Source organism: Ruegeria sp. BB10 (assembly GCF_056535725.1).
Window position 1 is genome coordinate 767286 of sequence record NZ_JBQFIW010000001.1, and the last position, 21764, is coordinate 789049.

10 protein-coding genes, 1 tRNA gene and 5 pseudogenes are annotated in these 21764 nt (G+C 55.9%); 15 read left to right on the plus strand and 1 reads right to left on the minus strand.

The annotated features are described in order from the left end of the window. Window positions 1-10: 10 nt before the first annotated feature. The 14 genes and pseudogenes from ACR3EP_RS03855 to ACR3EP_RS03920 all read left to right on the plus strand — a co-directional run bounded on the left by ACR3EP_RS03855 (window position 11) and on the right by ACR3EP_RS03920 (window position 18044). Window positions 11-1045 carry a cysteine synthase A gene (locus ACR3EP_RS03855; RefSeq protein WP_170348483.1) on the plus strand — a complete coding sequence of 345 codons (1035 nt, stop codon included), beginning with the start codon at window positions 11-13 and terminating at the stop codon, window positions 1043-1045. Further along, the gene (locus tag ACR3EP_RS03860; protein WP_480636411.1) at window positions 1045-3480 is read left to right on the plus strand and encodes a DUF3772 domain-containing protein; all 2436 of its coding nucleotides are present in this window, start codon (window positions 1045-1047) and stop codon (window positions 3478-3480) included. The genes ACR3EP_RS03855 and ACR3EP_RS03860 overlap by 1 nt, the downstream gene beginning before the upstream one ends. A gap of 90 nt (window positions 3481-3570) precedes the next feature. Then, window positions 3571-3656: transfer RNA gene (locus ACR3EP_RS03865), tRNA-Ser, on the plus strand. A gap of 241 nt (window positions 3657-3897) precedes the next feature. Then, on the plus strand, window positions 3898-4602 hold the full coding sequence (locus ACR3EP_RS03870) for an IS6 family transposase (RefSeq protein WP_480636413.1): 705 nt from the start codon (window positions 3898-3900) through the stop codon (window positions 4600-4602). Between the two features lie 95 nt (window positions 4603-4697). Next, window positions 4698-5084, plus strand: a complete 387-nt coding sequence (locus ACR3EP_RS03875; protein WP_425080765.1) for a hypothetical protein — start codon at window positions 4698-4700, stop codon at window positions 5082-5084. A gap of 557 nt (window positions 5085-5641) precedes the next feature. Continuing rightward, the gene (locus tag ACR3EP_RS03880) at window positions 5642-6226 is read left to right on the plus strand and encodes an ANTAR domain-containing response regulator (RefSeq protein ID WP_480636415.1); all 585 of its coding nucleotides are present in this window, start codon (window positions 5642-5644) and stop codon (window positions 6224-6226) included. After that, a pseudogene (locus ACR3EP_RS03885) lies at window positions 6223-7391 on the plus strand (ABC transporter substrate-binding protein). Before ACR3EP_RS03880 ends, ACR3EP_RS03885 begins: the two are co-directional and overlap by 4 nt. Window positions 7392-7656: 265 nt before the next feature. Next, window positions 7657-9014 (plus strand): annotated as a pseudogene (locus ACR3EP_RS03890) (CmpA/NrtA family ABC transporter substrate-binding protein). A 72-nt stretch (window positions 9015-9086) separates the two neighbouring features. Continuing rightward, a complete protein-coding gene (locus tag ACR3EP_RS03895; protein ID WP_170397536.1) occupies window positions 9087-10169 on the plus strand; it encodes an ABC transporter permease in 1083 nt (360 codons plus the stop codon). A 5-nt stretch (window positions 10170-10174) separates the two neighbouring features. Continuing rightward, window positions 10175-11851: pseudogene (locus ACR3EP_RS03900) on the plus strand (ABC transporter ATP-binding protein). 4 nt (window positions 11852-11855) lie between these two features. Next, window positions 11856-14283 (plus strand): annotated as a pseudogene (gene nirB, locus ACR3EP_RS03905) (nitrite reductase large subunit NirB). Then, window positions 14280-14612 carry a nitrite reductase small subunit NirD gene (gene nirD, locus ACR3EP_RS03910; RefSeq protein ID WP_480636416.1) on the plus strand — a complete coding sequence of 111 codons (333 nt, stop codon included), beginning with the start codon at window positions 14280-14282 and terminating at the stop codon, window positions 14610-14612. The pseudogene nirB and the gene nirD overlap by 4 nt, the downstream one beginning before the upstream one ends. Beyond that, window positions 14612-17264 (plus strand): annotated as a pseudogene (locus ACR3EP_RS03915) (molybdopterin-dependent oxidoreductase). The gene nirD and the pseudogene ACR3EP_RS03915 overlap by 1 nt, the downstream one beginning before the upstream one ends. Before the next feature lie 75 nt (window positions 17265-17339). After that, entirely contained in the window at window positions 17340-18044 is a 705-nt protein-coding gene (locus ACR3EP_RS03920) for an IS6 family transposase (protein WP_480636417.1), read from the plus strand. A gap of 110 nt (window positions 18045-18154) precedes the next feature. Here ACR3EP_RS03920 and ACR3EP_RS03925 read toward each other — a convergent pair whose 3' ends face one another. Next, a complete protein-coding gene (locus ACR3EP_RS03925) occupies window positions 18155-19114 on the minus strand; it encodes a radical SAM protein (RefSeq protein WP_480636418.1) in 960 nt (319 codons plus the stop codon). A gap of 1022 nt (window positions 19115-20136) precedes the next feature. Between ACR3EP_RS03925 and ACR3EP_RS03930 the strand changes: the two genes are divergently transcribed. Then, entirely contained in the window at window positions 20137-21699 is a 1563-nt protein-coding gene (locus ACR3EP_RS03930; protein ID WP_480636420.1) for a hypothetical protein, read from the plus strand. Window positions 21700-21764: the final 65 nt, after the last annotated feature.

The window sequence follows — 21764 nt, forward strand, 5'->3', positions numbered from 1 at the left end:
TGAGGGCGCCATGCGCATTGCACGAGACCTTGCCGACGCAGTCGGGAAAACACCGCTGATCCGGTTGAAGCGCATCAGTGAAGAGACCGGTTGCGAGATTCTCGGGAAGGCCGAGTTCATGAACCCGGGGCAATCGGTCAAGGATCGCGCGGCGCTCTACATCATCAAGGACGCAATTGCGCGCGGTGAACTGAAGCCCGGCGGAACCATTGTCGAAGGCACGGCTGGTAACACCGGTATTGGCCTTGCATTGGTGGGCGCGTCGATGGGGTTCAAAACGGTGATCGTGATCCCGGAAACCCAATCCGAGGAAAAGAAAGACATGCTGCGTCTGGCGGGCGCGCAACTGGTTCAGGTTCCGGCCGCCCCGTATCGCAACCCCAACAACTTTGTGCATTATTCGCGCCGTCTGGCCGAGGAACTGGCGCAGACTGAACCCAATGGCGCGATCTGGGCCAATCAGTTCGACAATGTTGCCAACCGTCAGGCCCATGTGGAAACCACCGGCCCCGAGATTTGGGAGCAGACGGGCGGCAAGGTTGATGGCTTCGTCAGCGCTGTAGGTTCGGGTGGTACGCTGGCCGGCGTGGCCGACGCGTTGCAGCCCAAGGGCGTCAAGATCGCTTTGGTCGATCCGATGGGGGCAGGACTGTATTCGTACTACACCACTGGTGAGATCGCTATGGAGGGCAGCTCGATCGCCGAAGGTATCGGTCAAGTGCGCATTACCAAGAACCTTGAAGGGTTCAAGCCAGACTTCTCGTACCAGATGACCGATAACGAGGCGCTGCCATACATCTTTGATCTGCTGCGCGAGGAGGGTCTGGTTATGGGCGGGTCGACCGCGATCAACATGGCGGGCGCGGTGCGTCTGGCCAAGGATCTGGGGCCGGGCCACACCATTGTGACGATCCTGTGCGACTTTGGCACGCGCTATCAGTCCAAACTGTTCAATCCCGAATTCCTGCGTGAAAAGGAACTGCCGGTGCCAGATTGGATGACCGAAGCCCCACGCAGCATTCCTGGCGTATTCGAGGACGTATGATGCTGCGGCAGGTTCGCCTGTTTCTTGCGTTTCTTCTGGTTTGTTTTGCCATGCTGGGCGGCCCCGTTGCCGCCCAGTTGACTGATCGGCAAAGCGAATATTACCAGAACTGGCTTGAGACGGCGGATCGCGCCGAGAAGGATATCGAATCCGATCGCACGTCAAACGCGGCATTGGAAAACCTGCGGGCTGAAATCCACAACTATCGTGAGGATTTCAACAAGGCACGTGGCGCCAATACCGACCGTATCCAGACGCTGGACGCGCAGATCAAGGCGTTGGGGCCAGCCCCCGAAGGGGATGCGACCGAACCCGAAGAGATTGCCAAGCTTCGCGAGCATCTGGAAAACCAACTGACCAGCCTGCAGGTGCCGCAAATCATCTCGGAAGAAGCGTTCAGCCGCGCCAACGGCCTGATCAGCGAGATAGACAGCCTGTTGCGCGAGCGACAGACAAAAGAGCTTTTAGAACGCGGTGTATCGCCGCTTAACCCTGTCTATTGGGGCCCAGCCTGGGTCGATATTGTCGAGGCCGTGCGAGGCCTGATCAATGAATCTGCGCTGAACCTGAAAACCAACATCGTTCAAAAACACCTGAAAGAGCGCGGGCTGGGCATTTTCTTCCTGACCGTCGCGGCAGGGATTTTACTGTACTACGGACGTTACTGGTCCGAGGCTGCAGGTGAATATCTACGGCAGTTGGGCGGCCGGGGCAGCGGCGTGTGGTCGTTTCTGGTTTCACTGCTGCGGATTCTGCTGCCATGGCTGGGTGTCTGGTTGCTGGTTCAGGCGATCATAATGACTGGCCTGCCGGGATTGCGCGGAACGCTATTAATCCAGAATGTTCCTTATTGGGCCGCGATTATATTTTATTACGACTGGATCGGACGTCAGGTTCACATCTCGCAGGCGGCACAGAACTTTAACCGGCTATCCCGCAAGAGTGTCACGCAGCTGCGGGTTTACTTGGATATTCTGGCGATCTTCCTGATCGTGTACGAATTCGGGCTGCTGTTTGATCAGATCGAAAATATCTCGGACGCGACGCGGGCCGTTATCAGCTTTCCTGTGGTAGTGGGAACCGCGCTGGTACTTCTGCGTATCCGCCGGATTCAGACCACAAAACCAGAAGCCGAAGATGGGCAGTCAAGCGAAACGCCGAGAAGTGCCGGGCTGACCCAGCTGATGGACTTTCTGCGCCGGGCGATTTTTCTGTTGGGGATTGCGAGCCCGATTTTGGCCGCCGTCGGTTACACCAATGCAGCCGAGGGGATCGTTTTCCCGGCGGTGAAAACGCTGGTTCTGTTTGCGGCTTTGACGATCTTTCATCGCTTTATCACCTCGGTTTACGGCTGGCTCAGCGGGCAAGGGGAGTCGGCGCGGGACTCACTGTTTTCGGTGTTGGCCGGGTTTATAATCGCCATCCTGACATTGCCGGTTCTGGCGCTGTATTGGGGCGCACGACAGACTGACTTGCTTGAAGTCTGGTCGCGTTTGCTGCTTGGTTTTGACATTGGCGGCGTTACGATTTCGCCCCGCAACTTCTTTACCTTCCTAATAGTGTTTGTCATCGGCTATGGCTTGACCCGGCTGTTGCAAAGCGGGCTGCGCAATTCTCTGCTGCCCAAGACCAGTATCGATCCGGGCGGTCAGAACGCGATTGCCGCGGGCACCGGCTATGTGGGGATATTCCTGGCCGCGCTGGTGGCCATCATGTTGGCGGGGTTTGATCTGTCTTCGCTGGCCATTGTCGCCGGCGCGCTGTCGGTTGGGATCGGCTTTGGACTACAGACCATCGTGTCGAATTTTGTGTCGGGGATCATCCTGCTGGTCGAGCGTCCAATCTCCAAGGGGGACTGGATCGATGTGAATGGGATGATGGGTTATGTGCGCGATATCTCGGTGCGGTCTACGCGGATCGAGACGTTTGATCGTACCGATGTGATCGTTCCCAACTCGGACCTGATCAGCGGGGTGGTGACGAACTACACGCGGGGCAACACGATCGGGCGCGTTATCGTGCCGGTGGGCGTGGCCTACGGCACAGATACCCGCGTGGTCGAGAAGATTTTAGGTGAGATTGCCAATTCCCATCCGATGGTTCTGGCGCATCCAGCGCCCAGCGTGGTGTTTCAGGGCTTTGGTGCGGATTCGCTGGATTTTGAAATTCGCGCCATCTTGCGCGACGTGAACTGGGTGCTTTCGGTGAAATCGGATATGAACCACGAGATCAACCGCCGGTTTGTCGAAGAAGGTATTGAAATCCCCTTTGCGCAGCGCGATGTCTGGCTGCGCAATCCTGAGACGCTGCAAGGGCAGGGGCCTGCGCAAGAAACCGAACCTGCAACGGAAAAAACACCTACCGAACCCCTGTCTTCCAAGCCTGCGGACATGACCGAGGCCGATCTTGCAGACGGTGATGGGGACGAGCTGTAACGGGGTCTGTGGCGGAACTGCGGAAGGTTGAATTTTCGCTTTAATCGCCCCTTGCAAATCCCCCGGCGATGGTCCAAATATCGCGCGCACGGAGAGGTGGCCGAGTGGTCGAAGGCGCACGCCTGGAAAGTGTGTAGGCGGGAAACCGTCTCCAGGGTTCGATCCTGTCTCCGCCACCCACAATTTACCGAGAGAAACTGATGTAGGTTTGGGATTTTGCCCTGCCATTCCGGGGCTTGCGCCGTTGTTCTTCACTCAGAGATACAACCCAGAGACGGTATTTTCTCGTATTCCCGCTGCGTCTCTACACGGCTTAAACCGGGGTCGGTTTTGCCTGATTTTCCCTGCCAGCAGGGAATTTACGGTCTTGTCAGAAGAACTTGCCTTGAGGCGGGCAGGGGCTTTCGTAGCTTTCTCATGACCAGACCTGCCTCTTTCAAGTACTTCAAAACCAATCCCGAGATTATCCGCTTGGCGGTGATGCTGTACATCCGTTTCCGCTCGCTTAGGAATGTCGAAGATCTGCTGCACGAACGCGGGATCGACGTGAGCCACGAAACTGTCCGGTATTGGTGGAACAGGTTTGGCCCGATGTTTGCTGCTGAGATCCGACAAAAGCGTGTTCAGCAATTGAGAGCATACTCCAAATGGAAGTGGCACGTGGACGAGGTTTTCGTGAAGGTAAATAGCAAACGGCATTATCTTTGGCGGGCTGTTGATCACGAAGGCGAGGTGCTGGAAGCCGTTGTCACCAAACGCCGAAACAAAGCTGCAGCACTGAAATTCCTCAAGAAATTGATGAAGCGTCACGGAAAAGCGAAAACCGTAATCACGGATCGCTTCGCATCGTATCGGGCTGCTCTCAGAGAGCTTGGTGCTACCGAAAAACAGCAGACGGGCAGGTGGCTCAATAACCGCGTCGAGAATTCACACCTTCCTTTCCGACGACGCGAACGCGCGATGCAACGGTTCAGGCGCATGCGAAATTTGCAGAAATTCGTCTCGGTCCACTCCTCTGTCTACAACCACTTAAACCAGGAAGGATCGCTCGCAAGCCGAGATACCTTCAAGCTGACCCGCGCCGCCGCTCTTAGCGAGTGGCGTCAACTTTGTTCCGAATAGGTTCGCGGTTTCCGAGGCAAACTGAGACTGGTTCGAATTCGTCTGACAGCACCATTGATAGGATCTTCCGACTGAATCCCAGCTACGTTTTGGGTATGGAGGCGAGCGGTTACACTGAAGTTATTGCCGGAAACTGGGAAGCTGCTCGGAAGAGTTTAGCGAAGGCCGTCAGTCGTTCCACCGAGGATCCGTTTCTTACGTACCGGCTTTATCCTCTTTCGATTGCCCACATGATGACAGGTGATAAGCAACTCGCGATCGAAGCAATTTCAGACGCGACTGAAATGCGTCCCTACTGCAGACACTTCTGGTTAGTGAAGGCGTGGATATTCAGGAAGTCGGGAATGCATTCCAAAGCGGAAACTGCTGCAGAACATGCGGAGGCGCTGTCAGAAAAAGCGAATATCCTCGCACAAAATCTGAATCTGCCTGACGCCATCAGAGAGGCGATAGGGTTGCCAGGTGATCCGATCCAAGCATAGAGGCCTAGATAGGTTACTAAAGCGTAGGCTTATAATCGAATAGAAGACATGTAAGACGTTCTCGCCTTTCGATATTCTATCAAGACCCAACTTAAAGCGAGTTATCTGCATTCACCGCGGGCGATGGGTTGCGTCATTTTGCAGGATCGATCTGGGCTCGAACCGGAAATTCGCCACTGTTGATAGGAGTAAATTGTGTTAACGCGGAAGTGATCGCGTAACGGTACAACATCAGACAAAATCGGCGGAATCGGACATTCGCTGCGATCGCGAAATCACGTGGTTCACCGTCAAAGCGGACCTTCGATTTCTCATCGTCGATGAAATTGCATTTCGACCACCCATATCCGGAGATTGGACCAAATGAAAATCAAAGGGCCGATCAATTGCGCCACGCCAGCGTTAATGCCAGATTTCCTTGATGGAATGTAGAAAAACTGTGCAGACATTCCGCTGAACGTAAAAACATGCTGATAAAATGGGCAAGCTGGCAGCATGATGAAATGCTTGGCGGCCTTGGAATTGCGATCGATGAAGTTTGGGCGCACTTGGTGCCTATGAAACAACACCTTACCGTCGTTGTCGTCGAGCAGAATCAAGAACGTGCTTTTGCAATTGTGGATGCTTTGAAAGAGTCTGGAGACGTAGACGTTTCTGTAATCGGCAATGTCTCTGGGCTGGCACGTAAAATCGTAATGCATAGCCCAGACATAGTTCTGATCGACATAGACAATCCATCGCGAGATATGCTGGAAGAGTTGACCGTTGCCTCCGGCCCGATGGAGCGACCGGTGGCCATGTTCGTCTCGGGCGCTGCGGGCGGATTAGCGAAAGCCGCAGTTGAGGCCGGGGTATCAGCTTATGTGGTCGATGGTTTGCAAGCCGAGCGCATCAAACCCGTGATCGATACCGCCATCGCCCGGTTTCAGGTACTACGCCAGATGCGGACCGAACTGGTCGAGACCCGCCGCGCGCTGGAAGAACGCAAGGTGATCGAGCGCGCCAAAGGGTTGTTGATGAAAGCCAAGGGTGTGTCTGAAGACGAGGCCTACGCACTTCTGCGCAAAACGGCGATGAACCAGAACCGCCGGGTTGCAGATGTGGCCGAAGCCTTGGTCACGGCTTCGGGATTGTTGTCATGAGAACCGTAAACCTGCCTGTCGCCTATATGCCGCTGGTTGACGCGGCCCCGTTGATTGTCGCGCGCGAGATGGGGTTCGATCATGCCGAAGGTATTTCGTTGGACCTGCGACTGGCTCCGTCATGGTCCTCTTTGCGCGATATGCTGGCCTTTGGGCATGTGGACGCGGCACATCTTTTGTCACCTATACCTGTCGCAATGGCCTTGGGTTTGGGCGGTATCGCGACGCCGCTTTCTGCGGTGTCGGTCCTTTCCCTGAATGGCAACGTCATAGGTGTTGGAACTCAATTGGCCGGGCGTCTGACCGATCAGGGCTATGGCTTCGATTTCACTGATGCCGCGGCGGCTGGGGCTGCACTGGCAAAGGCTGCTGGTGACGTTTTGGTGTTCGGCGTGCCGTTTCCGTTTTCGATGCATGTCGAACTGCTGCGCTATTGGGTTGCGGGAACCGAACTGGCTTCGAAGCAGGTCGAAATCCGCACTGTCCCGCCCCTCTGATGGCGCAGGCGCTTGCAGGTGGTGAGATCGACGCCTTCTGCGTGGGCGAGCCTTGGGGCTCATTCGCCGTGGATGATAGTGTTGGCGCGTTGCTGCTGCCCGGTAAGGCGATTTGGACCTGCGCACCTGAAAAGGTGTTGGCAGTTAGAAACGACTGGGCCGAAACCGAGCCGCATTTGCTGCGTAGCCTCATGCGGGCCGTTTGGCGCGCGGGACGTTGGCTCTCAAACACGGACAGCCGAACAACCGCGTCCGAGATGCTATCGCGCAAAACCTACCTCAATGTCTCACCCGAACTAATCGATCGTGCATTAATGGGCGAATTCACAATCTCGGCGCGCGGCGAGCAACGCCATGTGGATGGGTTTGTCGAGTTCTTTGATGGCGCTGCCACCTTCCCATGGCGCAGTCAGGCCAAGTGGATCGCGCATCAGCTAGCACAACGGAACGGGATCTATGTCAGCACAGCCGAACGTCAGGCTGCCTGCGTCTTTCGCAGCGACCTCTATCGGCGCGAGTTGTTCGGGCTGGGTGTCGAAACCCCCGGAGCGTCAGAGAAGCTGGAAGGGGCGCTTCCTGAGTCGACCACCGTTGCCTCGACAAACGGAAGCTTGATTCTGGCGCCGAACGTCTTCTTCGACCGTCGCATTTTCGAGCCAACGGGGTAAGAGTGCCCAAAATTTTGCATCGCAGCATCAAATCACGCTGCACCGCAGAAAAATCACACTTTGACGCTCAAAACTGGGTGACGGCCCGGATCAAGGATGTCTTAATCGGAACATCGGAAGGCAACGACGCCCACCGACGGAATTCGCCCACAATCCAGGGCACCTTACAAGAGCAAAGCCGCTCGACCATCCGCCACCTCCTCCCGGCGGACTGTGTCGGCGGCTTTTGTTGCCAAGAGGTTGGGCTGAACCGAAAGGGATCGAGATGAAAAAGCTTCTTTTAGGCCTCGTCGCAGCGACGGCGCTTGTGTCTCCGGCACTGGCCGAACTGGAACTGGAAAAGACGAACTGACTTTTGGCTTTATCAAACTTACCGATATGGCGCCGCTGGCTGTCGCTTACGAGAATGGGTACTTTCTGGACGAAGGCCTGTTCGTGACGCTGGAAGCACAAGCCAATTGGAAAGTTCTATTGGATGGCGTGATCGATGGGCAGCTTGACGGTGCACACATGCTGGCCGGACAGCCTTTGGCCGCGACTATCGGATACGGGACCGAGGCGCATATCATCACACCGTTTTCGATGGACCTGAACGGCAACGGCATCACCGTGTCCAACGAAATCTGGGAAGAGATGAAACCGAACATCCCGGTGATGGAGGATGGTCGTCCCCAACACCCTATCAGTGCCGAGGCGCTTGCTCCGGTCGTTGAAATACAGATCCGAAGGCAAGCCCTTTAACATGGGCATGGTATTCCCGGTCTCGACCCACAATTACGAACTGCGCTATTGGCTGGCCGCGGGTGGGCTGCATCCGGTATTACAGCCCAGACAATGTTACCGGTCAGATCGGTGCGGATGTGTTCCTGTCGGTAACACCTCCACCACAGATGCCAGCCACGTTGGAGGCCGGTACAATTTATGGCTACTGCGTGGGTGAGCCACAGGATCAGCAAGCGGTGTTCAAGGGCATCGGAGTTCCGGTTATTACCGATTACGAGCTGTGGAAGAACAACCCCGAAGGTTTTCGGCATCACGGCTGAGTTCGCTGAGGAGTATCCGAACACTACTCTGGCGGTGACCAAGGCTTTGATCCGTGCGGCGATGTGGCTGGATGAGAACGACAATGCTAACCGCCCCGAGGCGGTCGAGATCCTGAGCCGTCCAGAATTTGTGGGCGCGGACTATGACGTCATCGCCAACTCGATGACCGGCACGTTCGAATACGAAAAAGGTGACAAGCGCGAGGTTCCCGATTTCAACGTGTTCTTCCGCTACAATGCCACCTATCCGTTCTACTCTGACGCCGTCTGGTACCTGACGCAGATGCGCCGCTGGGGTCAGATCAACGAATCCAAGCCTGACAGCTGGTACGACGAAGTCGCTAAATCCATCTACAAGCCTGAAATCTATCTGGAGGCCGCACGCCTGCTGGTCGACGAAGGGCTGGCGAATGAGGCCGACTTCCCTTGGGACAGCGACGGCTACAAAGCCCCGACCCCGGCCGAGGATATCATTGACGGCATCGCCTACAACGGCCGCACCCCCAACGCCTATCTCGAAAGCCTCTCCATCGGTCTGAAAGACGGTCAGACGATCGTCGGCTCGGACGTGCAAGGCTAATCCCAAAAATCCGCGCCCAGCATCTGCTGGGCGTGGCCCAAACAGTGCCCCGCCATCGCAAGGACGCATCAGATGACAACGGTCGATCCAGAATTCAATGCAGACGCCGCCCGAGAGGAACGTCGCGCCCGCCTTTTCACCCGCATCAACGCAGCCGACAAGTGGTTTCAGGTGCTGGGCCTCAGCTGGGCCACGCCCGTCCTAAAGGCCGCCGCCGGAGACAACCCACGCGCGCAGATAACCGAAATCTGGCGGTTGCTGATCGTACCCCTGCTGTCGATCTGTGCCTTCCTGCTGCTCTGGGCCACACTGGCCCCCAAGGTTCAGACCTCGTTGGGCGCGGTGCCCGGACCGGCTCAGGTTTGGGAAGAAATGGTCAGTCTGAACGAGGACGCAAAGGCCAAATCCGCCAAACGAGCGAAATTCGAGGCCATGGTCGAGAAGCGCAATCAGAAATTCATTGATGCCGGACAGCCCGAGAAAGTGAAAGACGTAGCCTTCACCGGGGCGCCAACATACTACCAGCAAATCTGGACCTCGATAAAAACTGTCTTCTTCGGGTTTTTGATCGCCACTGTCATCGCGGTTCCGCTTGGCATTGCCGCTGGCCTGTCTCCGACCGCAAATGCCGCACTGAACCCGCTGATCCAGATTTTCAAACCGGTCTCGCCTCTGGCATGGTTGCCGATCGTGACCATGATCGTCTCGGCGGTCTACGTCACAAATGACGGCTGGTTTGCAAAGTCTTTCCTGATCTCTGCCATCACCGTGACTCTGTGTTCGCTCTGGCCGACCCTGATCAATACCGCGCTTGGTGTGGCGTCCATCGACAAAGATCTGGTGAACGTCTCCAAAGTTCTGAAGATGAACACCTATACAAAGATCACCAAGCTGGTGCTCCCCTCGGCTTTGCCGCTGATCTTCACCGGTTTGCGCCTTTCTCTAGGCGTTGGCTGGATGGTTCTGATTGCGGCTGAAATGCTGGCGCAAAACCCTGGTCTGGGCAAGTTTGTCTGGGATGAATTCCAGAACGGTTCATCCAGTTCACTCGCCAAGATCATGGTTGCGGTTTTCACCATCGGCATTATCGGCTTCCTGCTGGATCGGGTGATGTACGCACTCCAATCCCTCTTCACCTTTACAAACAATCGGTGAGCGTGATGAGTATTCTGAGCTTCAATAACGCCTCCAATCCTTCGGAGAAGGTACCGCTTGCACCGAAGTGCTGAAAGCATCGATCTGGACGTGCAGGAAGGCGAGTTTCTGGTGATCCTCGGGTTTTCGGGCTCCGGAAAGACCACCCTGATCAACCTGATGGCCGGGCTGGACTCCCCGACCGGCGGAGAAGTCACGTTTAAAGGCTCCCCGATCAAGGGCCCGGGTCCGGAACGAGGCGTGATCTTCCAGAACTATTCTCTGATGCCGTGGTTGACAGTTAGCGGCAATGTGGGGCTGGCGGTTGATACGGTCTTTCCCGGTCTCTGCAAGGCCGAGAAAGCCGAGAAGGTTGCACATCACATCAAGATGGTTGGCCTCAGCCACGCTGCGACGCGTCGCCCGGCTGAACTGTCCGGCGGTATGCGCCAGCGGGTCAATGTGGCCCGTGCGTTGTCGATGAACCCAGAGGTTTTGTTGCTGGATGAACCACTCTCTGCGCTAGACGCATTGACCCGCGCCAATCTGGCGGATGAGATCGAACATATCTGGGAAGCCGACAAAAAGACTTGCGTGCTGATCACCAATGATGTGGATGAGGCGATCATTCTGGCCGACCGCATCATTGCCCTGAACCCGGATGGCACGTTGGGGCAGGAGTTCCGCGTTTCGATCCCTCGACCGCGTGATCGAGGGCGATGAATAATGATGAAACCTTCAAACGCCTGCGCGCGGACGTCACCAAATACCTGATGGATGTGGGGATCGAGGCCAAGGTCGAAGGTTCACGCATCCTGCCCAACGTAACGCCAATGCACGGCGTGCCAGCAGCGGTTGCCAAGGCTCAGAAGGGGATGATTCAGAACCGCTTCCTCAACTTCTCGCAATTGCACAAGATCTATCCGACCCCCAAGGGGCCGCTGACCGTAGTAGAGGACTTTGATCTGAAGATCGACAAAGGTGAGTTTATCTCTCTGATCGGCCATTCCGGTTGCGGCAAATCCACGGTTCTGACCATGGCGGCGGGGCTGAATGAGATATCTAAAGGTGCGATCAAGTTGGATGGCCGCCACGTTGAAGGCGCTGATCCTGAACGTGCCGTGGTGTTCCAATCGCCCAACTTGTTCCCATGGCTCAGTGCCAAGGAAAACGTCGCGATCGGGGTCGATAAGGTCTATCCCAAGGCCAGCGTCGCCGAGCGGCAAGATGTCGTTGAATATTATCTGGAACGCGTCGGTCTGGCTGACGCGATGGACAAATCTGCCAGCGATCTTTCGAACGGTATGAAGCAACGAGTCGGCATCGCCCGTGCCTTTGCCCTATCCCCCAAGCTGCTGCTACTGGATGAACCGTTTGGCATGCTCGATAGCCTGACGCGCTGGGAATTGCAGGAAGTGCTGATGGAGGTCTGGTCCCGCACTAAAGTGACCGCGATCTGCGTCACCCATGACGTGGATGAGGCGATCCTGCTGGCCGACCGCGTGGTGATGATGACCAACGGCCCGCAAGCGACCATCGGTAAGATCACCAAGGTTGATCTGCCGCGGCCACGAACACGCAAGGCGTTGCTCGAACATCCGGATTACTACGCTTACCGGCAAGAGGTTCTCGATTTCCTCGAAGAATACGAACACGGCGCCAAGCCTAAATCGTCCGCCCCCAAAGCGATTGCAGCGGAGTGAAACCATGAAGCAAAGACTAGTTGTTATAGGCGCAGGGATGGCTTCGGGCCGGGTGCTGGAGCACTTGACGGATGCCGCGCTCGATGCGTTCGACATCACTCTGTTCAACGCCGAACCGCGCGGAAACTACAATCGCATCATGCTCAGCCCGGTTTTGTCGGGTGAGAAGACCTATGACGAGATCGTCACCCATGACGACGCCTGGTATGCCGAACGTGGCATCGCCTGCCGCTTTGGCGAAAAGGTCGAGAAGATTGACTGCGAGATGAAGGTAGTCGAAGGCGCAAATGGGCATGTACCCTACGACAAGCTGGTAATCGCAACCGGGTCGAACCCGTTCATGATCCCTCTACCAGGGCATGATCTAGAGGGCGTGATCGCCTATCGCGACCTAGAAGACACACAGCAGATGATGGGAATGGGTTCGGGAAACCGGGTCGTCGTAATTGGCGGCGGTTTGCTGGGGCTCGAGGCCGCTGCGGGGATGGCCGCGCATGGTGTTGACGTCACCGTCGTGCATATCATGGGCCACCTGATGGAGCGTCAGTTGGACGAGGCCGCAGGCTACCTGCTGAAGAAATCGCTGGAAGACAAAGGTATCAAGATTTGTCTGCAAGCAAACTCAAGGAGATTCTCGGGCACGAAGGCAAGGTCCGCGCATTACTGCTGGAGGACGGAACCGAACTGCCCTGCGACCTGCTGGTCATGGCCGTGGGCATCCGTCCCAACACGGCTCTGGCACAAGAGGCGGGGCTGGCCACCGGGCGCGGTATCCATGTGGATGACCAGATGTTGACCTCGGACCCGGATGTCTACGCCGTGGGCGAATGCGTCGAACATGACGGAGAGGTCTTCGGCCTAGTTGCGCCGCTCTACGATCAGGCGAAGGTGGCGGCGCAGTCGTTGCTGGCGGAAGACGCTGCATTCACGCAGAAAACCCTCTCGACCAAGCTGAAAGTCACCGGCTGCGATCTGTTCAGTGCGGGCGACTTCGCGGATGGGCCGGGGCGCGAGGATATCGTGTTCCGCGACCCCTCGCGCGGGGTCTACAAACGCCTTGTGATCGAAGAGGATCGTCTGGTTGGGGCCGTTATGTATGGCGACACGGCGGATGGCAGTTGGTTCTTTGGTTTGATCAAGGACGACACCAGTATCGAAGAGATGCGCGAGACGTTGATCTTCGGACCCGCCTATCAGGGGGGCGACACTGCGGACCCTCTCTCAGCCGTTGCAGCATTGCCGCCTGAGGCGGAGATTTGCGGCTGCAACGGCGTATGCAAAGGCGAGATTGTCGAAGCGATCAACGCAGGTGCCGACGATCTGGGCGCAGTGCGTGCAGGCACGAAGGCCAGTGCGTCCTGCGGCACCTGTACTGGATTGGTGGAACAGGTGTTGCAGGTGACGCTGGGTGACGACTTCCAAATGCCAACCGCACAACCGATCTGCGGTTGTACGAATCTGACCCACGAAGACGTGCGCCGCCTGATCAAGGGGCAGGAGCTGAAAAGCCAGGCGGCTGTTTGGCAGGAACTCGGCTGGTCCACGCCTAACGGCTGCCATGTCTGCCGTCCGGCGATCAACTATTACCTGCTGGCGGATTGGCCGCTGGACTATAAGGACGACCCACAAAGTCGGTTCGTCAACGAACGCAAACACGCCAACATCCAGAAAGACGGCACCTTCAGCGTTGTGCCGCGCATGTGGGGTGGCATCACCACCCCGAAGAACTGCGCGCCATCGCAGATGCGGCCGACAAGTATGACGTGCCCACTGTCAAGGTCACGGGTGGTCAGCGCATCGACCTGCTGGGTGTAAAGGGCGAGGACCTGCCCGCCATCTGGTCGGATCTGAACCAGGCCGGTCTGGTCTCGGGCCATGCCTATTCCAAGGGTTTGCGCACGGTCAAAACCTGCGTCGGCACGGATCATTGCCGGTTTGGTACACAGGACAGTACAGGCCTGGGGATCAAGCTGGAGAAAATCCTGTGGGGTCGTGGACGCCCCATGCTTAAGCTGGCCGTATCCGGGTGCCCGCGCAACTGCGCCGAGGCGACGTGCAAGGATATTGGCGTCGTCTGTGTGGATTCGGGCTTTCAGATCAGCATCGGCGGTGCCGCAGGCATGGACGTAAAGAGACCCAACTGTTGTGTCAGGTCCCCACCGAAGACGACGCGATCGAGGTCGTGATGGCCGTGACCCAGGCCTACCGCGAGGGCGGCAAGTATTTGGATCGCCTGTATAAATGGTTGGGCAAGGTTGGCATGGACTGGGTCAAATCTCAGGTCGTGGACGATCTTGAAAACCGCGCTGCTTTGGTCGCCCGGTTCGAACTGTCGCAAGCATCTACCGCAAAGACCCGTGGGCCGAACACGTCAAAGAAAAGCGCAGACCTACGCGCCGATTGCAGATTTTACATTGGAGGCCGCGGAATGAGCTGGATCGACATCGGACATATTGATGAGGTGCCGGTGCGCGGAGCGCGTCTGGTGAAAACCCATATCGGCTGTATCGCCGTCTTCCGCACCGCCGAGGCGGAAGTATTCGCAGCGACCAACAGCTGTCCGCATAAAGGCGGCCCATTGTCCGAGGGCATCGTCCACGGCCAATCGGTCACCTGTCCGCTGCACAACTGGGTCTTTGACCTGAACACGGGCGAAGCTAAAGGCGTGGATGATGGCCGCATCACCACCTATCCGGTGCGTCTTGAAGACGGTCGTATCCTTCTGGACGACAGCGTGGTTTCCCGGCGGAGCGCGGCCTGATGGACGGAAGTGGTCTGCCCGAAGTTCGCTCGACCTGTGCGTATTGCGGCGTTGGCTGCGGTGTGCTTCTGCGACCTGATGGAGTTGGAGGGCTGACTGTCCGGGGCGACCCGGATCATCCAGCGAACCATGGTCGTTTGTGCTCGAAAGGGTTGGCTTTAGGTGAAACCGTGGGGTTGGAAAACCGGTTGCTGGCTCCTCGCGCCTTTGGTCACGACACCAACTGGGATAACGCGTTGCAACTGGTCGCAGACCGGTTCTCTGCCGCGATAGCTGAACACGGGCCGGACAGCGTCGCGTTTACGTCTCGGGGCAGTTGCTGACCGAGGATTACTATGTCGCCAACAAGCTAATGAAGGGCTTTATGGGCTCGGCGAATATCGACACCAACTCTCGGCTTTGTATGGCCTCGACCGTGGCCGGACACAAACGCGCTTTTGGTACCGATACGGTGCCGGAACCTATGAGGATCTGGATCAGGCTGACTTGGTTGTGCTGGTCGGCTCGAATCTCGCTTGGTGCCATCCCGTTCTCCATCAACGGGTCATAGCTGCGCGTAAGGCGCGCGGCGCGAAGATTGTGGTTATTGACCCGCGTCGAACAGCGAGCTGCGATCAAGCCGACCTCCATCTGGCGCTTCAACCGGGCAGCGACGTCGCATTGTTCAACCGCTTGTTGGCTAGAATTCACCAAACGGGGCACGTGTCAGCGGATTTTCTGGATCGCAGTGTTGGGTTCAATGAGGCGGTTGAGCTGGCACAGCTTGACGATCCTGATGAGACGGGGCTGAGCCCTGATGAGATTGAAGCTTTCTGTGATATGTGGATCGGGACTGAGCGCGTTGTGACAATCTTTAGTCAGGGTGTGAACCAGTCTTCCAGCGGAACCGACAAAGTCAACGCGATCCTGAACTGCCATTTAGCCACCGGACGGATCGGTCGTGCGGGAATGGGTCCGTTTTCAGTCACCGGTCAGCCAAACGCCATGGGTGGTCGAGAGGTGGGCGGCAGGCCAATATGCTCGCGTGCCATTTGGATATCGAGAATAAAGCCCACAATGCAGCCGTCCGGAATTTCTGGAAGGCACCCAATATGCCACAGAAGCAGGGGCTCAAAGCGGTCGACTTGTTTCGCGCTGTCGAAAGCGGCCAGATCAAAGCACTGTGGGTCATCCACACCAATCCAGCGGCCACTATGCCAGATGCAGACCGCGTGAAGGCGGCCATCGAAACTGTCCATTCACAGTTGTCAGCGACCTGACCGCCAGAACAGATACCGCGCGTGTCGCAGACATATTGTTGCCAGCAGCAGGTTGGGGCGAAAAAGCGGTACAGTGACCAATTCAGACCGCACGATCAGCAGACAACGCGCCGTTTTGGCGCCTCCGGGACAAGCGCGAGCGGATTGGGATATTTTGGCCGAAGTGGGCCGCCGCATGGGCTGGACAGAAGCATTCAGTTATAAAACCCCAGCACAGGTTTTCGAGAACACGCTAAGATGACTTCGCTCGCCGTATCATTTGGCAAAGATCTGGATATTACAAGTTTTTCGGACCTTGATGACGAAGACTATGAAGCGCTGAGCGCAACACGGTGGCCGACGACATCTCGTAAATCAGATGGCCGTTTTTTCGGCGATGGGCAGTTCTTTCATCCTGATGGTAAAGCACGTTTTGTGCCTGTTACCCATCGTCCACCTAAGGCGACGACTTCTGAACAATTTCCGTTTCTCCTGAACACGGGACGAAACAGGGACCAGTGGCACACCATGACAAGGTCCGGGTTGTCGCCGCGCCTGTCTGCCCATCTTGCCGAGCCTTATGTTGACGTTAACCCCAACGACGTTGATCGATTGGGCCTTAGTGCCGCAGATTTGGTTGAACTCAACAGCTCAGTTGGAAGCGGTATATTTCGGCTTCGGATCACGGAGTCTGTGGAACCAGGTCAAGTGTTTGCGCCAATTCACTGGACGGCTGAAACGGCCCCATCAGCCTGTGTGGATGCGCTTGTTCCAAGTGTGACTGATCCGATTTCAGGACAGCCGGAAAGTAAGTCAACACCGATATCTGTAAAACCTATGCATGCCGCGTGGTACGGCTTTGCCGTTTCAGTTGACGCGGCGGCCCTGCTCAGAGTACTGGGCAACAGCCAAAACACCCAACGGCTACAGGATGGAGTTGGCAGGCAAGCAGATCATAGACGATTGGGAAAGCACTGCCCGCGATTGGTTTGGGCTACCGGATGCCGAGGCCACCGTAGTAGAAGATCCAAAGAGGGGCTCTTACAGAATAGCGCTGACAGACGAGCAGCGCTTATTGGCAGCGCTCTTTGTCTCGCGCCAACCTATCACACTGATGCGAGATTATTTGGCAAGCTTTCCCAAGGTGACGCCTCAGCAGATTTTGTCTGGCCGTTCCTCTGCGTCTTCAGAAGATTGCGGACCAATTGTCTGTTCCTGTTTCGAAGTCGGGCTAAAAACCATCATCCGTGCCATTCATGACCAGCATATGATCAGTGTGGACGATATCGGAGATGCCCTTCAGGCTGGAACGAATTGCGGGTCTTGCCGGCCAGAGTTGGCTGGCTTGCTCACCGAGCATTCGAAATCAATCCGCAACAAACAGAAGAACTGCCGGCAAGAACAATCCGCGTAGATTCTAGGTTCTTTTGAAGGTCTTGTCAGAAGAACTTGGGTTGAGCGGGGCAGGGGTGTTGCGTAGCTTTTGCCCATGACCAGACCTGCCTCTTTCAAGTACTTCAAAACCAATCCCGAGATTATCCGCTTGGCGGTGATGCTGTACATCCGTTTCCCGCTCTCGCTTAGGAATGTCGAAGATCTGCTGCACGAACGCGGGATCGACGTGAGCCACGAAACTGTCCGGTATTGGTGGAACAGGTTTGGCCCGATGTTTGCTGCTGAGATAAGGCGGAATCGTGTTCAGCAGCTGCGCTCGTTCTCCAAATGGCAGTGGCACGTTGACGAGGTTTTCGTGAAGGTAAATGGTAAGCGGCATTTTCTTTGGCGGGCCGTTGATCATGAGGGCGAAGTGCTGGAAGCCGTCGTTACCAAACGCCGAAACAAGCAGGCGGCATTGAAATTCCTCAAGAAGTTAATGAAGCGACACGGTAAACCGGAGAACGTCGTCACCGATCGCTTCGCCTCATACAGAGCAGCGCTCAGAGAGCTAGGCGCGCTCGAAACACAAAAGACGGGCAGGTGGCTCAACAACCGCGTTGAGAATTCCCACCTTCCTTTCCGACGACGCGAACGCGCGATGCAACGGTTCAGGCGCATGCGAAATTTGCAGAAATTCGTCTCGGTCCACTCTTCCGTCTACAACCACTTCAACCAGGAAAGATCGCTCGCAAGCCGAGATACCTTCAAGCTGACGCGCTCCGCCGCTCTTAGCGAGTGGCGTCAACTTTTTTCCTGATAGATTCACGGTTTCCGCGGCAAACTGAGACTGGTTCGAATTCGTCTGACAGCACTGCCATCCTTACCTGATTTCCGCATTTGAGCTTTGGCCTATTATATGCGCGGAAGTTACATCTCCTTACGGATCAGGATGTCGGCCAGACAAGAGCATGCGTCTTTTGTGCATCGAATTTGATCGCGAGGCAGGTCAAGCGCGTCGCCGAGAGTCCCTATTTTGCCCCCAACGCCGCAGACGCCCCGGAAGATTTCGCCATTCCCCCGGACCCGAAGGGATTCAAGCCCTACGTTGCATTTATATCCACGCCAGCGGTTCATATCCCTAAGAAGGAAGTCATTGGGGCGGAGTATCTCAGTGTGGCCCGACCGCGTGGTTGCGCGCATCACTGATCGAGGTTCTTCACCAACCGGGGCCCTGTCCGAGGGCAAACCCACCGCGAGAACCTGCAACTGGTCGTCGGTGTAGTCGTACAGCTGCACTCCGAAATCTTTCCGCAACGGTTTCAAGGAAATCGAAGCGGTGGGCAGCGCCGCGCGTAATTCCCGCGCATCTTCAAGCGTCTGATCAAAACGATCTGGATGCATCGTCACGTTGATATGAACGGTGATACGGTCAGTCATCGTACCCGCCACTTGGATAAAATGGCTCAGCTCTGCAAATTCGGCATGATAGGTCAGGATAACGCTGTTCAGGCGGCTGTTGATCATCTCCCAAAACCGAAGTGTGCGCGACGCATTGCTGATCAGGCTGACCTTGAACCCTATATCGGACGCATGACCTAGCAGATCAATGATGCGAGGATGCATTGTGGGTTCGCCGCCTGTAAACTGCAGCCAGACAATCTTGCCTAATTCATCCACATAGTGTCGATTTAATTGACGGTACAGATTCAGAACGTCACCGGTTTTCTGCCACTCAAGCGAACCGTCGTGCAAAGCCTTTGGGCAATAACTGCACGCATAGCTGCACGAATTCCCGAGCGTCCAGTCCACCACGACCATGTTGCCACACGCAGGATCGGGGTGGTCAATCAGAGTAAATAGGTCCGGATGGTTCTGGATATCTTCCATTAAAATCCAAGCGTTTAGCTAAGTTCCTCCGACAGTGCGACCAGAGTGGTCCTGTGGCCCCCACCAATTTTCCACAGCCTATCTTGAAATAGGAATTGGAACAAAATTTTTTGGAACACTAGGCATCAATGGCGCTTTGGTGGACGGTTTCGGATACCTGAGAACCCATTTCACAAGGCCAATTGCCTATGTGACAGGGCGATTGCGGGTTCGGTCGACTTGTTTTCGAGTGGCCATCTTTTTATAGTTTGAACATAATCTTTTAGAAATTTCGGCGCTAAGGCGTAATCGGTTTGTCGAATTTACAATAAATTAGGGCCTGTTTCGGCGGCCAGTCGGGGGAATTTATGACAAAGGCTAACGGCCCAAGAACTCGACCTAAAGTTGCCAAGAAAACTGCCAATCAAACGGCGGATATTTATGATTTTGTGCAATCCCCCGAGTGGCAGAAGGTGCTTGAAAAAGCGCGGGTAGAACGAGAAAAAAACCTTTCGGCCCCTGCGCAGCAAAACAAAGAGGGTCAACAACCCAAACCGGTTCGCCGTAGGACCAACCAATCAACCACAAATGAGCGTGCCCAAAGCAAGCAAAAGCCATGGTCCGCTCAGGTCGAGGAAGCAAGACACAAAAGAAATGAAGTGCTTGCCCGTCGTGCAGCCGAGTCGAAAAAAGCAGACCCCAGTAGTTCTGAGGCCCGTCAGGGAGATCTGCAAGGTGGAGACAAAGCAACCTCTACACGGACACCGAGACAGGAAGACAAGCCGACCAATCGTGAACAGACTGATCGTGCAGCTGCCAAACCAGACCAAGCAACAGCCAAGAGCGTTCTGGAAGAAAAGGGCGCAGGGAGGCCGGGCCCGTCTGATGACGCTCTGGCCAGCGAAGACGCGTCCTTAAGCGCGCTGACGAGGGCAGAGTTAAGTTTAATACTGTCTTCCGAGGAAGTTGATCATCGCTTGTCCAAAAAGCTCCTGCAACAGCTGAAAGATCACCAACGGACGCGGCGCAGGATCAGGTGGAGCTTGGTAGCCCTTGGATGCACCATCGGTGTGGTTGCTTCGTCTTCGATATTTCTGACTTTGTTCGGATTGGGTGTATCGAACCCGATTGAAAGCGCGGCTATTGGGTCTACTGATGGTACAGCGGCAGACGATTTTGGCCAAACCGGACCATCGCAACCTGATGTGCCGAGTGGAGCAGGGGGCGAAACTGTCATTTCCGCCGAATTGTTCGACGCGTCATCATTGCCGTCGTCATCCGGCGCAGAATTGGAAGAGACGCAGGATTTGAGCAGTCTTGCCTCATCAGCGCCCCTTCAGTCCGAGTTGGCGGAAACGGCCGAGATCGTTGAGCCCGGCACTCCAAGTCTGGCCCCTAGCGTTCTGTCGTATGTTCCGACGCTTGAACCACCGTTACTACCGGTAGGCGGCGCTGGCTATTTGCCGAGACGAGAGGCTAATCCCAGTTTCCTGCCCTATGAGTTCGAACCAGAGTTTTTTACTACGTCGATCGCTTTGCTGGACGAAGTTTCGGCAGGCTTTGATCCAGTGGCGATTTCGATTGACCCGATCCCGCCCTCGCGGCGTACGACTACTGTTTCTTCTAGCACCGAGGTTGTTGAGCCCAGCACCTCAAGCGTGCCGCCTAGCGTTTTGTCATTTGTTGCGGCGCTTGAACCACCGCTGTTGCCGGTGGGCGGGGCTGGTGACCTACCAAAACAAGAGGCAAACCCGAGTTTTCTGCCTTATGAACTTGAACCAGAGCTTTTCGCCACGCGGATTGCCTTGGTGGATGAGATTTCCACAGAAATTGATCCTTTGACGATTTCGATCAACCAGATCATTCCCCCGCAGCGCGCGCCCAGCGTGTCTTCACAGCTTGTGTCGTTGCAATCTCCGGTGGCTTTGGAGGCCGCAGAAGATCACCAGTTGCCGTCTAATCTGATCCAGGAACCTCAGCCAGATCGTCCTTTGGCGGGTAATCTTGCTGAGCGTCCTTTGAAAGTCGTTTCATCTGATCCTTCTATCCTGCTGGAAGACGTGGCGCTTAGCCCGCCAATCCCACAGGCGCTTACTTTGAAACAGACACCAAACCCGCTGGATTCGGCCACACCCGCGGCATTGCCTGCCGAGGATATTGCGGCCCTACCGAGCGAAGACGCCAAGCCATCGAATCCGAGTGCAAATGGTGGCGGCGCGTCATTCAGGCTCTACGCGCCAAACAAGATTCCCAATGATGCTGTGGACTCATTTGTTGCTGAATTAACAACGACGGGGCATGAACTTAGCGGAACGGCGCGCGTTGGTTACAAAGTATCCCAATCCAATGTGCGGTTTTATCACAGACAGGATGCGGCCAAAGCTGCCGCCCTTGCTAAGGACGCAGGCGCCTTGTTGCGCGATTTCACGGGATCGAAATCCAAAACACCCACCGGGGTGATCGAATTGTATTTGGCCGGCGAAGGTCTTGGCCAAGCTCCGGTCAAACGGGTGGCCAAGAAAAGCCGCCGGTCCACAACTCAAAGTAGCCCGGTTAACCGCCTTAAAAGTCAGGTTCTGAAAAAACTCAGGACAACGACAAACTAATGGCGCTATTATAGGGTAAGTGCGAAGGACCAAGTTGAATTGTGTAAAGTTAAAAAGTATCGACG

Excerpts from the sequence above, each read along its gene's own strand:
- ACR3EP_RS03855 (WP_170348483.1), top strand. The coding sequence starts at position 11 with ATGCGCATTGCACGAGACCTTGCCGACGCAGTCGGGAAAACACCGCTG.
- ACR3EP_RS03860 (WP_480636411.1), top strand. The coding sequence starts at position 1,045 with ATGCTGCGGCAGGTTCGCCTGTTTCTTGCGTTTCTTCTGGTTTGTTTT.
- ACR3EP_RS03870 (WP_480636413.1), top strand. The coding sequence starts at position 3,898 with ATGACCAGACCTGCCTCTTTCAAGTACTTCAAAACCAATCCCGAGATT.
- ACR3EP_RS03875 (WP_425080765.1), top strand. The coding sequence starts at position 4,698 with ATGGAGGCGAGCGGTTACACTGAAGTTATTGCCGGAAACTGGGAAGCT.
- ACR3EP_RS03880 (WP_480636415.1), top strand. The coding sequence starts at position 5,642 with ATGAAACAACACCTTACCGTCGTTGTCGTCGAGCAGAATCAAGAACGT.
- ACR3EP_RS03895 (WP_170397536.1), top strand. The coding sequence starts at position 9,087 with ATGACAACGGTCGATCCAGAATTCAATGCAGACGCCGCCCGAGAGGAA.
- nirD (WP_480636416.1), top strand. The coding sequence starts at position 14,280 with ATGAGCTGGATCGACATCGGACATATTGATGAGGTGCCGGTGCGCGGA.
- ACR3EP_RS03920 (WP_480636417.1), top strand. The coding sequence starts at position 17,340 with ATGACCAGACCTGCCTCTTTCAAGTACTTCAAAACCAATCCCGAGATT.
- ACR3EP_RS03925 (WP_480636418.1), bottom strand. The coding sequence starts at position 19,114 with ATGGAAGATATCCAGAACCATCCGGACCTATTTACTCTGATTGACCAC.